Below are 13,021 nucleotides of genomic sequence, written 5' to 3' on the forward strand. Positions count from 1 at the left end.
ATAGATTTAATATTGCTTGATATAATGATGCCTCAAATGGATGGATTTGAAGTATGCAAACAGCTAAAGAAAACCAAAGAAACTGCTGAAATACCGATAATATTTGTTACTGCTGACCACGAAGTGATAGATGAGGCTAAGGGTTTTGAATTAGGTGCAGTAGATTATATACACAAACCAATAAAACCAGTAGTAGTAAAAGCAAGAGTCAAGTCACAGTTGATACTAGCTCATACACAGAAAGAACTTTCGAGATTAGTTGCTCTTAGAACATCAGAACTTGAAAACTTGAATATGGAAATATTCAAGATACTAGGCAGAGCAGGTGAATACAAAGACAACGAGACCGGAGCACATGTTAGAAGAATGAGTCAATATGCATATCAAATAGGTTTGGCATATGGAATGAAGGAAGAGGAAGCAAAGCGATTAGAGATAATAGCAGCTCTTCATGATTTAGGTAAAATAGGTATACCAGAACATATATTGTTAAAACCTGGTAAACTTGATAAAGAAGAGTGGAATGTGATGAAAAGACATGCTCAAATAGGGAGTCAGATAATAGGCAAGCAGACTAATAAATTATTGAAAGATGCAGCTATGATAATGAAACAGCATCACGAAAGATGGGATGGTACAGGCTATCCTAAAGGACTAAGCGGAAATGATATACATATTTATGCTAGGATAGTAGCATTATCAGATGTATTTGATGCACTGCTCAGTAAAAGGCCATATAAAGAAGCTTGGTCGATGGAAAAAACAAAGGAATACATAGCTGAGCAGAGTGGTTTACATTTTGATCCAGAAGTGGTTGCTGCATTTGACAAGGTGAGTGATAGACTTTATAGCATAAGAGTGATTGAGAGTGGGGCGGAGTGATATGAAAATTAGAGGAAAGATACTCATAGCATTTTTCTTAATGCTCTGTACAGCATATATAGTGTATGATTTATTTCTAGTAGAGTCGTATAAAAATGAAATACTCAAAGATTTAGAAACAAATTTAAGAGTGTATATAGAGCAATCTGATTATCACTTAACTAGATATGCTATAAATTTAGAAAATGACATAGATCTTATAGAACTTGTTTTTAGTGAGGACATTAACAAAGATAATGGCATATTGCTAGAAGATTATTTTAATAAATTTGTTAAGACAAAGGCTAGCACAAAATACATTTTTTTTGGTAATGAAAGTGGGACGTTTATATACAACGATAAATTAGCACAGGAAAATGATTTAAACGGATATGATGTAAGAGAACGGCCATGGTATAAAAAAGCAATAGCATATCCAAATCAGGTTGTAATTACAGAACCTTATAAAGGAATAGATGGCAAGACTTATTTCATAACTTTTGCAAAAGCCATTACAAATATAAATGGAGAAATCATTGGTGTAATTGGAATAGATATAGACTTTGGCACAGTAGAATCATATCTGAGAAAAGCATTTAAGGAGGAGCGCTGTGAAATTGGAATAGTTACAGACCATATAATGGTTTCTAGCAATGGCAAATCAAAACTTGAATGGCGTGAAGAACCAAATGAATATATATCATTTTATAATGATATAAGTGAATATGATAAACTGGGAAAGTTTAAAATTGAAGAAGAAGAATTTTATTCGATATCAAAACTATCAGATAAATTAGATTGGATATTTTATGTGAAATTACCATTAGATTATGTAAGTGAATTACAATCAACTCGAGTAGCACCATTTTGGACATTGAGTGCAGTATTATTATTTTTTATGATACTTATATTGATGATTATAATACAAAAAATATTGATAATTCCTATAATTAGGATGAATAGGATAGTCAGTGATATAATTCAAACTGGAGATTTAGATCACAAATTAAATTTTGAGAGGCAAGATGAAATTGGACAATTAGCAGATTCATTTGATAGTATGCTCTTCAAACTTTTGAAAAATAGAGAGGAATTAGAGTACAAGGTATCCGAAAGAACCGCTGAACTGACAAAATTAAAAGTAGCCGTAGAACAGAGTCCTTCGGGAATAGTCATAACAGATTTAGAAGGCAATGTTATGTATACCAACAAAAGAGTTAGCGAGCTTACAGGCTATAGAGAGGAAGAATTAATTGGTCAAAAGACTAATTTGTTTAAAACCACTTATCACGACAGAGCGTATTATGATGAATTATGGGAGACTATAGAATCAGGAAAAATTTGGAGAGGTGAATTCTACAATAAGAAAAAAGATGAATCTTGCTACTGGGAAAAATGTTTGATAGCTCCAGTTACAGATGAAAATGGTGATATAGTCAATTATATAGCCATGAAAGAAGATGTAACGGAACTTAAAGCGGCACAAGAGGAACTAGTAAGAGCAAAGGCAAAAGCAGAGATGGCTACACAAGCAAAGAGTGATTTTTTGGCTAATATGTCACATGAAATCAGGACACCTATGAATGCAATTATAGGTATAAATGAACTCCTTATGGGAAGTGAACTTTCAATTAGACAAAAAGATTATTCAGAGAAAATAGAGCGTGCGGCAAAGCATCTGCTAAAGATAATAAACGATGTTCTAGATTTTTCTAAAATAGAAGCTGGAAAATTGGTTATAGAAAATATAGAGTTTGATTTGAAAAATGTTTTAGACGACTTAGAGAGCATAATGGGGGTTGAAGCATCAAAGAAAGATATAGACTTGATATTTGATATAGATCAAAGCTGCCCAGTGAATTTAATTGGTGACGAACTTAGACTCAACCAAATCCTCCTTAATCTAATAGGAAATGCCATCAAATTTACAGATGAAGGAGAGGTGAGACTTAGAGTAGTTTGTCTAAAAGAGGAAAAAGATAGCGTATATTTTCTTTTTGATTTAAAGGATACCGGCATAGGAATATCAGAAGAAGAACAGGATAAAATTTTTCAGAAATTCACTCAAGCGGATGAATCCATAACGAGAAAGTATGGAGGAACGGGGCTTGGATTAGTAATAGTAGAAGAATTGATAGGCATTATGAATGGAAAGCTAGAAATAGAGAGTGAGGTAGGTAGAGGAACAAGATTTAAAGTATTTATAGAGTTCAAGAAGAATAACTTGAGTTCGAAACCAATCAAGGCTAAAGAAAAATCATATGAAGAATATGGCGAAGCTAGAAAAACCATAGATGTGGCAATAGATTTAGAGGAAATAGAAAAATTACATGAGAAAAGAAAAGCCACAATGAACTCAGGAGAAAACTTGAAGTTAAAAATGGATACATTGGAGAAAAAACTCATAAATTGTCTGGAAAATTACGATACTGATGCAGAAGATTATGTAATAAAATTGATGGAATTATCAAAAGAAGACAAGGAAAAATACAATAAAATATACAAATTAGTTTTAGACTATGAGTTTGATAGAGCACTTGAGATTATGAAAGAGAACAAAGATGAATTAGAACAAAGATGAATTTAGAATACAGATAAAATTTAAACTAAAAAATGCTATCTCACAGTAGATTTATTCATTCTATTGTAGGATAGCACTTTTTATTATTAGTTTGGCTTTTTGAGCACAATTATTTTTTTATTGTCGGTATATATCAGTTCTAAATCAAATAAATCACATAAAAATTCAAAAGATTTTATAGAATAGAAGGTTATATGTGTTTCATCTCTTCTATACCACCAGTTTAGAAATTCGTCGTGAGAACTTGGCTTAAACTGAGTGATTATAGAGATATGACCTCCGGGTTTTAAAAAACTTAGAATATGTGATATGGATTTAAGTGGTTGATTGAAATGTTCAAACACTTCAGTAGATGTTATTAAGTCATATTTATATTGGTCAAAATCTGGTGAAAACGGATAAATTCTATCGTATGTTTTGACGATAGGGATAAACTCTTTCATCAAATCAGCTAAGACTGGTCCTGGACCGCATCCATAATCTAGAGCTGATTCAAAATCAATATTTAGCGGAGTTATAGATTTTTCTATAAATTCTCTAAACATATTCACATAGCCTTCACAATTAGCTGAATTATTGTGGGTATCATAGCTTGATTTTTCATCTGCTTTTGATTTCAATAATTTAGACTCGTCTTGAAATATAGTATCGCAATTTTCACAATGATAGTAGTTCAAATCATAATTTTCGTCATATATAGTAGTCAAAGTATTACATTTACAAATTTTACAAGATTCCATAGTGTTTCCTCCTTAAAATACCATACTATATAATCATAGATTAGAAGAGATGTCAAGCGGATTAGAAGCGAACCGCGGTTTGAGAAAAATAAGACAAAATTAAATATGATTAGAATGTAGATTGGTTTACACTAGCACTTAAATCCATTAAAATAGATATGAGTATTATTGAAAAAGAAAGTAGGATTATCTTATGAAAAAAGACTGGAAAGAAGGATTGAAAAAACTAAAAAAAGCATTAAATTTTGAGAGAGAAGAAGAGAAAGAGCGCCATGAAAGAGAAATAAAAACTATGTCTGGATATGAGCGAGAGAAAAAAGGTAGAGCACTAATGGACATGAGATCTAGAAAAGCGGGTCAAAGCTTATCTGGAGAATATATATATCAATTTAGAAAAAACAACAGAAAACCACTTCCGGATATTCAAATAAAAATAGGAGATGAACTTTTAATAAGTCAGGGAAATCCCCTAGATAAGAGAAATTCTATGGGTACAGTTTATGAGGTATCATCATCGTATATATCACTGGCTTGTAGAGATATACTTAGGTTAAAGCCAAAGAGACCAATAAGGCTTGATTTGTACCTAAATGATATAGCGTACAAGAGAATGGAACAAGCTCTAAATTATGTTATGGACAATAGAAATAGCAGGGCAGCTAAACTAATTCGTGGAGAAATGAAAAACAAAAGATTAGAAAACATTGTAGATATTAAAGGAGAGCAATTAAATGAAAGTCAGATATTAGCTGTCAAATCAGCATTAGAGGTCAGTAGTCATCAATTGATACAAGGACCATCAGGTACTGGAAAGACTCATACTGCTGTGGAACTTATCAAAATGCTAAATGAGACAAATGATAGAATACTTGTAACAGCTCAGTCTAATGCGGCTGCAGATAATATTTTGAGAAAATTAGATAATAGCAATGTAAGTGTTATGAGAATAGGAAATCCAATAAGAGTAAATAAAGACCTTATAGATTTGACATTGGATTCAAAAATGTATAATCATAAAAAGCAAGTAGATATAGAAAAATGCTTTGAAAGAATAGAGATTTTGAAGTTAGAGCAGAAAAATCATCAAAAACCTGAAAGGCGATATACAAGAGGATTAGACCACAATCAGCTTTTAAATTTAGCAAATGAAAAGAGAACTACGAGAGGTATTCCAGCATCAATGATAATGGCAATGAAACCTTGGCTTGAGATTCAAATGGAGATCAATAACCTATTTGAGCAAATCAAAGAATTGAGATGTAAAGCTGAGAGGGAGATTTTTGATGAACACAAAATAATAGTTACGACCAATGTCACAGCTGGTGCAGATATTTTAGAAGGTGAATTGTTTGATGTATTGGTTATGGATGAAGCGGCTCAGGCCAATATACCTTCTAGTTTGATAGCAGTTCAAAAGGCAAAAAAATTAATATTAATAGGTGACTTTAAACAATTACCTCCTACCATATTAAGTCAAGAAGCTAAAACTATGGGATTAGATGTATCTCTGATGGAGCACATATACTTGACAAACAAAGATTCAAATCAAATGCTAAATCTACAATATAGAATGAATAAAGATATAAATGATTTGACGAGTGAATTATTTTATGAGGGAAAACTGAAATCAGATAAATCTGTAATGGATAGGATTTTGGTTGAAAATGAACCTACTATCGAGTGGATAAATATCGATTCAGAAGAAAAACTAATAGGTCAATCGCACGTAAATTGTGGTGAGGCAGAAGCTGTATTTGATCTTGTAAGTAGGCTCAGACAAATTGGAGTGGAAGGAAAAAATATTGCCATAATAACTCCATATAAAGCTCAGGTTAATTTCATAGAGGACAAGATAAATGATGAATCTATTGAAATTGATACAGTGGACTCATTTCAAGGGAGAGAAAAAGAAATCGTTATAATGAGCTTTGTAAGGCAAAATAAAAAAGGTCAGATGGGATTTTTAACTGATTATAGACGATTAAACGTATCTATATCTAGAGCTAAAACCCATCTATACCTTATTGGAAATAAAAATCATTTAAGTAAAGACTCGGTTTATAAAAGACTTATAGATAGAGTCGAAAAATTATAGACATTTGTTGAAATACTTTTTATTGTATCTCCTAAGAGCATAAGCAACACCCTGATGGTCATTATAAAGTGTTTCAACTTTACATTTTGATTTTACTTTTTCATCGGCATTTCCCATAGCTATTGAATAATTGGCTTTTTCAAACATGGGAATGTCATTGTAATTATCGCCAATAGCCGCAGTATCACACATAGAAATATTTAGATAATTTGCCAAAGATTCTAGAGCAGTACCTTTAGAAGATTTTATATTAGCAAGTTCAAAATTTTGTTCTAGCGATGATATGATAGATACATCGGATTTTAGATGTTCAAGGGCGCTTATGCCCTTTTTTCTTTTGTCTTCGAAAAATGAAAAAACTAATATTCCAAGGAAATCATCACGCTCATCTATTATTTCGCTATAGGAATCTATGAATTTGAAACCATGCTGTCCAAATTGATTTTTTAATATATGATCGTAGTGTGATTCATCAACTTCACGATGCGAAACTAGGAAGTCTACAAGTTCACTTCTAAGCAATTCTCTACCATAAGAAGGTGTGAATATGGCTTCATTTGTAAATACTTCATAGTAGTAGTTTTCAGACTCTAGCCAAGATAAAACCTCTGAAACTATATTTTGGGGTATACTGGTTTGGGCTATTCTTTGACCAGTTTTTATATGAGTACTAGCACCATTATCACTTATTATATGTGTATGAAGACCTGCCTTATCACAGATATTTAAAGCATCAAAATAGGCTCTACCAGTTGCTATCGTTATTTCTACACCTTGATTTTGTAGTTCCTGTATGGCAAGGACATTTTCTTTATCTATTGTACCTGTTGAATGGTTCAATAAAGTACCATCTAAATCTATTGCTATTAATTTCATAATTCATAAACTCCCTTCTTATGCAATTAAAATTTTTATATCATTATTTTTTAATGCCTCTAGTAATTTTCCAGTAGGCATTTGATCTGTAACCAAAATATCTATTTGATTGAGCGATGCAAATGAGAAAAACTCTTTTTTATTAAATTTTGTATGATCGCAAAGTAAAATAACTTGATTTGATCGTTCTATCATTTTCTTCATCACGTGTCCATCGTCTTCGTGAGCTATAGATAGTCCTCGTGGAGATATACCACAAACGCCGATAAAACAAATATCAGCAGTGTAATTATTTAGCATGTCTATTGTAGTTTGTCCATATAGGTATTTGTGATCGGAATTTAACCGCCCACCTAACAGATAAATAGATAAATCTGGATTATTTGACAGTATATCTGCTTGGTTTATAGAGTTTGTTATTATATTACATCCTCTAGCTGATATATTTTCTGCACAAAACTGGACTGTAGTAGATGTATCTAATATCAGAGTGTCACCATCATTTATGAGATTTGCAGCTAGTCGTCCAATATCTTTTTTTTCTTCTGAAACTTCTAACAAACGATCACGGTAGGTTTTCACAAAGTGATTTGGTTTTGGCAACATTGCACCACCACGAGTTCTATGGATTAGTTTTTTTTCTTCAAGAGAAACTAAATCGCGCCTAGCTGTATCTCTAGAAACTTCACATATTTTACAAATTGTTTCTATATTGATTTGCTTATGTTCACGAAGATATTCTAGAATTATTTCAAAACGTTTTTCACGACACATGGAAAATCTCCTTTCAAACTATATTATAGATATATTATAAGGGGAAATAAGTAATAAATCAATATAAATAAGTTTTATTAAGTTTTTTTAAGTAAAAATAAGGCGTGTGATTAGTCGAAAAGCATTTTTTATGGGAAGTGTGTGAAAAATGTGTTAAAATAAAATCAAAACAGAAGAGGATGTGAAAAAATTGAAAAAAATAGTAGCAGTGGCTTGTTTTTTATTGGCAATTGGAGGTTCGAGTGTTCAAGCAGAAGATCAAAGCATAGGACTTATGATAAATGAAGACAGTATAAAACTTACGAAAGAGCTTGTGATAAACGAAGATAAAACATATATATCTACTAGGCAATTTGCCGAACTCATGGGCTATGATGTAGAGTGGAAGGACGAGACAAAAGAAATTATTTTCAAAAATGAAAAGGCCGAACTCATAATAAGTACTAGTGAACCTAAAGTCATTTACAATGGTTTTGAAATAGAAGTTGATGATATGCCTTTATTAGAAGCGGAAGGAAGTTTTTTGCCGATTAGAAGCATAGGTCAATTTTTAGGATGTAGTGTAGAGTGGGATGAGAAGACAAGGTCAGTAAAACTAAGTCAAGAAGGACTTGTTGTTAATCCGGAGTATATAATACAAAAAAAGACGTATACAGATGAGGAATTACAATTACTATCAAGAATAGTTGATGTAGAGAGCGGAGATAGAACTATTGAACTTAGATTAGCAGTAGCAAATGTTGTTTTAAATAGAGTAAAAAGTAGTAGATTTCCAAATAGCGTGAAAGATGTAGTTTATCAAGTTGATGTTCATAAACAATTTCCACCAGCTCACAAATCGAACTTTTTGACAAGAGCAGTTGATGATTTAAGTATAGAGGCTGCTAGAAGGGCATTAGAAGGAGAAAATAATATTGAGAATTGCTTATTTTTTAACTTGAGACCATTTAAGAGCAAATCAAATGATTTTTACAAAAAAATAGAAGGTGAGTATTTCTACAGATAGGGAGAGACAATAATTGAATAAAATATGGGTTAGGTATATATGTACTATTGTAATAATATTTATGTCAATTAGTGCAAACGCAGAAATAGGTGTAGAAAAAGATGTTAGAGGATATCTAATTGGAACATTTGAAGATGGACATATACTTGAAGAATATGGTCATCATGGTCAAAGACCTATTGCTAGTTTATCTAAAATAATGGTTACGTATCTATTATTTGATGAATTAGATAGTGGAAATGTTAGTTTAGAAGATCAAGTTACAATAGGTGAAAATCCACCAAAAAAAGTTGGAAGTGGTATGGGATTAGAAGAAGGAGATAGAGTCTTGTTAGAAGACTTACTAAAAGGAGTACTTTTGCCTTCAGCTAATGATGGATGCATAGCTATCGGAGAGCATCTTTATGGAAGTGAAGAAGCGTTAGTAGAAAAAATGAACCAAAAGGCTATTGAACTAGGTTTAGAACATACTCATTATTACAATGCAACGGGGTTAACAGAGGGCGAATTAGTAAATAGTATGACTATGGAAGATTTATTTGAACTAATTAGATATCTTATAAAAAATCATAGTCAAGTTCTTGAATATACAAAATTGGAATCAATGGAATTCAAAGGTAAGTTATATCACAATACGAATCCGCTTTTGACTACTAGAGAGGATATAATAGGATTAAAGACAGGTGCAACGGCTAGAGCGGGGAGCTGCCTTAGTGCAGTAAAAAAATTAAAATCTGATCAAAATGTTGTAGTAGCTATAATAATGGGTACATTCAGTAAATGGAAGAGAGCTGAAGTTGCAGAAAAAATATTTGACTGGCTAGACGATAACTATAAGGAATTTGAGATAGTAAATAAAAATGAATCCATAGATGTGAAATCGGAAGATAAGCTATTTTCTAAATGTACAGGAATATTTCCCAGCGAAAACTATTTTTTATATACCAAAAATGGTTCTGTATTTGATGTAAAAACTGATATTAATTGGGAGTCGATAAATAGAGGAAATAATTATTATACTAAAAAAGTTGGTAAGGTAGATGTTTACGAAAATGGAATGATAATAAAATCAATAGACTTAGAACTTAGAGCATCAGAAGATGTGGTGAAATTATTAAACAAATTATTGCGATTCTAAAATCGGAGGCGAGAATAGTGAACAAACCCATTATAGTAAAAAGTGCTTGTTTGGAAAATTGTAAATGTCGTTATGATGGATCAGTAATACCAAGTAAAATAATTCGTGACTTAGAACCATTTGTAGAATTTATCAATATTTGCCCTGAGATGTCACTAGGGCTTAGTTCACCAAGAGAGGCACTTAGAATTATAGATAAGCAAGATGGACTAGGTGAACGATTTGTATTTTCGAGAAGTGGTGGAGATATGACACAAGAGATGAAAAGCTTCACAAAGGGCTACTTAGAAGGCTTAGATAAATCCCAAATAGACGGATTTTTATTGAAATCAGGCTCACCATCGTGTGGATTTAAAGATGTCAAAAAATACAGAGATTTTGGCAAGGCTAGTAAATACAATGAAAAGACTAAAGGTTTTTTTGGTAGAAGTGTGGTAGATATGTTTGGCAATTTGCCAATAGAAGACGAAGGTAGATTATCAAATTTTAGTATAAGAGAAATGTACTATACTAGAATATTTATGAATGCTGAATTTAGGTCAATAGCAAAGACACACTATATGAAAGATTTGGTAAAGTTTCATAGTGAGTATAAGTATCTACTCATGGCGTACAATCAATCAGCACTTAAAACACTAGGGCAAATCGTTTCCAATGGTGAAAAATTAAAGTCTAATGAAGTGTACGAAAGATATTCAAGTGAATTTTCAAGAGTATTTGAAAGGGTTGGATCACCTGGAAAAAATGTAAATATGCTATTACATCTATTTGGCTATTTTAAAAAAGACCTAAATGTTGATGAGAAAGCTTATTTTTTAGAACAAATAGAGATGTATACAACTCATAGGATTCCACTTTCAGTACCACTTTCAATTATATATACATGGGTTGTAAGGTACGATGAACCTTATTTGAAGACGCAAAGAATATTTAACCCATTCCCAAGAGAATTGATGATGGTGACAGACTCGGGAAAAGGCAGATTATAGATAGTAAGGAGTAATATTAGATGGCAAAGAAAAAGTATTATGCAGTGAGAAAAGGAAGAAGTGTTGGGATCTTTGACACTTGGGATGAATGTAAAGCTCAAGTTACAGGATATTCATCAGCAGAATATAAGAGTTTTACTAATATAGATGATGCTAAAGCATTTATTGATGGAGAAACTAGTGAAGCTCAAATTGATGATACTGGAGATGTAGAGGTCAAAGAAGGCCAGACACTTATAAGAGCATATGTTGATGGTAGCTTTGATAGAAGAACTAGAAGATATGCTGGTGGAGTAGTTATACTAGTAGGTGATGAGGAAATTGAAATTTCAGAAATGGGAAACGATAAAACATTGGTATCAATGCACAATGTTGCTGGAGAGCTTTTAGGGGCTATAAAAGCCATGGAGTGGGTAGCGAATTCAGGAATTGAAAATCCACAATTAGTTATATATCACGATTATGAAGGAATTCACAAATGGGCATCGGGAGATTGGAAAGCAAACAAAGAGGGAACTCAAAGTTACGTCAAAACTTACAATAGATATGCATCAATATTTGATATTAGATTTGTAAAAGTCAAAGCTCATTCTGGAGATAAATACAATGAAATAGCGGATCAATTGGCAAAAAAAGCACTAGATCTAATCTAGTGCTTTGAATGACTTACAAGATTTTCAAGACGTGGGATATACGATTTGAGATATCCTCTATCTTGTATTTTAGAGTGAATTTCGTGCAAAAGTTCATCACTCAGATTTGGACTTCTCGATATAATTTCAAGACCAGCTGTATCAAAAACTGATTTTTCAAATGAAATGATTGCCCAAGAATGATCAGTAGCAAAATATTCTACTCTCCATTTTGTTTTAAATAAACCTCTCCATCCCTTTAATTGGTGTGCGAATTCAAGTTTTGATTTGTCCACGAAATGGTCGTACGCCTTTATAGTACACTCTTGACCATTTTCTAAAAAACAAATTTCGTCTAAAAATTTACCAGAATTAACTGTGTAAGTTATACTCGGTAAGCTTCTAGAGGGGTTTTTCCAGAATTTTAGGGTTGATTCAATTATATACCACTTACCTTCTAGATGCTTTAGCGCCATGAGATTTCCTCCTTCGATTAAACTAACTTTTTTATCTATACCCAAAAATGTAAAATTCAAACATTATTGGTAAAGATAAAATGTGAGAATTGAAAAATAAATTTGAAAATGATAAAATAGAATGACTATGACAATCGTTATCAATGGAGGCGAGGATGATATTTTGGAACAAGAGAAAAATAGTACTACACGATTTAGTAGAATGTCTGGTAGAAACTATAGAGATAAAAGACCACTATACTAGCGGACATTCCCAGAGAGTAGGGGATATGAGTTACATGCTGGCTAAAAGCATGGGGATAAGAGGAAGTAAATTGGAGCAGATACATATAGCGGCTCATTTACACGATATAGGGAAAATTGGTGTACCTGATAGTATACTAAATAAGAGTGGGTCACTTTCTGAGGCTGAATTTGATTATATAAAAAAGCATCCTGAAAAGGGTTATGATATATTGGTTCATTCTAAGGCGCTTAAACCGCTAGCAAATCTAGTTCTTTGCCACCATGAGAGATGGGATGGTAGAGGTTATCCAAGGGGAATAAGTGGAGAAGATATACCGGTAGGTGCTAGAATAATAGCTGTGTGTGATTCCATAGATGCTATGCTTAGCGATAGACCATATAGAAAGGGAATGTCTGCTGAAAAATGTAGAAAAGAATTGGAAATGGGCAAAGGAAATAGATACGATGAAAAAATTGCAAGTCAAGCTATAAAGTACTTTTTTGATGAGAATAGATTAGAAAAAATAGGGTACAAAACAACCTGTGTAGATCAAATTAAAATTAGCTAATTTAGCTGTGTTGGGGGGATTCACATGCAACTAAAGGAACTTTATGAAGATGTACAAAA

General features: G+C 32.3%; 12 protein-coding genes. 8 read left to right on the top strand and 4 right to left on the bottom strand.

All coding sequences use genetic code 11. The features are described 5' to 3' along the window. Positions 1 to 882, top strand: an 882-nt coding sequence (locus tag N4A40_04435; GenBank protein ID MCT4661088.1) for an HD domain-containing protein, incomplete at its 5' end; no start/stop codon positions are given. 1 nt (position 883) lies between these two features. Further along, the gene (locus tag N4A40_04440; protein ID MCT4661089.1) at positions 884 to 3,442 is read left to right on the top strand and encodes an ATP-binding protein; all 2,559 of its coding nucleotides are present in this window, start codon (positions 884 to 886) and stop codon (positions 3,440 to 3,442) included. Between the two features lie 86 nt (positions 3,443 to 3,528). On the opposite strand, the gene N4A40_04445 is transcribed toward N4A40_04440, so the two are convergent. Beyond that, positions 3,529 to 4,182 (bottom strand): class I SAM-dependent methyltransferase, encoded by a 654-nt coding sequence (locus tag N4A40_04445; GenBank protein MCT4661090.1) that lies wholly within the window; start codon positions 4,180 to 4,182, stop codon positions 3,529 to 3,531. A gap of 193 nt (positions 4,183 to 4,375) precedes the next feature. Between N4A40_04445 and N4A40_04450 the strand changes: the two genes are divergently transcribed. Then, on the top strand, positions 4,376 to 6,277 hold the full coding sequence (locus tag N4A40_04450; GenBank protein ID MCT4661091.1) for an IGHMBP2 family helicase: 1,902 nt from the start codon (positions 4,376 to 4,378) through the stop codon (positions 6,275 to 6,277). On the opposite strand, the gene N4A40_04455 is transcribed toward N4A40_04450, so the two are convergent. Together N4A40_04455 and N4A40_04460 are read right to left on the bottom strand one after the other, a co-directional pair. Then, the gene (locus N4A40_04455) at positions 6,272 to 7,153 is read right to left on the bottom strand and encodes a Cof-type HAD-IIB family hydrolase (GenBank protein MCT4661092.1); all 882 of its coding nucleotides are present in this window, start codon (positions 7,151 to 7,153) and stop codon (positions 6,272 to 6,274) included. The two genes, N4A40_04450 and N4A40_04455, sit on opposite strands and share 6 nt — an antisense overlap. Positions 7,154 to 7,171: 18 nt before the next feature. Next, complete coding sequence (locus N4A40_04460; GenBank protein MCT4661093.1) at positions 7,172 to 7,927, bottom strand: DeoR/GlpR family DNA-binding transcription regulator; 756 nt, start codon at positions 7,925 to 7,927, stop codon at positions 7,172 to 7,174. 181 nt (positions 7,928 to 8,108) lie between these two features. On the opposite strand from N4A40_04460, the gene N4A40_04465 reads away from it, so the two are divergent. From N4A40_04465 to N4A40_04480, 4 genes are read left to right on the top strand one after another with little or no spacing between them, the layout of a single operon-like run. After that, complete coding sequence (locus N4A40_04465) at positions 8,109 to 8,933, top strand: stalk domain-containing protein (GenBank protein MCT4661094.1); 825 nt, start codon at positions 8,109 to 8,111, stop codon at positions 8,931 to 8,933. A 13-nt stretch (positions 8,934 to 8,946) separates the two neighbouring features. Next, entirely contained in the window at positions 8,947 to 10,071 is a 1,125-nt protein-coding gene (locus N4A40_04470) for a serine hydrolase (protein ID MCT4661095.1), read from the top strand. 17 nt (positions 10,072 to 10,088) lie between these two features. Beyond that, positions 10,089 to 11,060, top strand: a complete 972-nt coding sequence (locus tag N4A40_04475) for a DUF1722 domain-containing protein (GenBank protein MCT4661096.1) — start codon at positions 10,089 to 10,091, stop codon at positions 11,058 to 11,060. Between the two features lie 20 nt (positions 11,061 to 11,080). Further along, positions 11,081 to 11,713: a ribonuclease H family protein gene (locus N4A40_04480; protein ID MCT4661097.1), complete on the top strand. Its 633-nt coding sequence runs from the start codon at positions 11,081 to 11,083 to the stop codon at positions 11,711 to 11,713. On the opposite strand, the gene N4A40_04485 is transcribed toward N4A40_04480, so the two are convergent. Next, positions 11,710 to 12,168, bottom strand: coding sequence for a lipocalin family protein (locus N4A40_04485; GenBank protein ID MCT4661098.1), 459 nt, complete (start codon positions 12,166 to 12,168; stop codon positions 11,710 to 11,712). The two genes, N4A40_04480 and N4A40_04485, sit on opposite strands and share 4 nt — an antisense overlap. A 155-nt stretch (positions 12,169 to 12,323) precedes the next feature. Here N4A40_04485 and N4A40_04490 point away from each other — a divergent pair, with 155 nt between their 5' ends. Further along, the gene (locus tag N4A40_04490) at positions 12,324 to 12,962 is read left to right on the top strand and encodes an HD-GYP domain-containing protein (protein ID MCT4661099.1); all 639 of its coding nucleotides are present in this window, start codon (positions 12,324 to 12,326) and stop codon (positions 12,960 to 12,962) included. The last annotated feature ends 59 nt before the right edge of the window (positions 12,963 to 13,021 follow it).

This window comes from Tissierellales bacterium (assembly GCA_025210965.1).
Classification (GTDB): domain Bacteria; phylum Bacillota; class Clostridia; order Tissierellales; family JAOAQY01; genus JAOAQY01.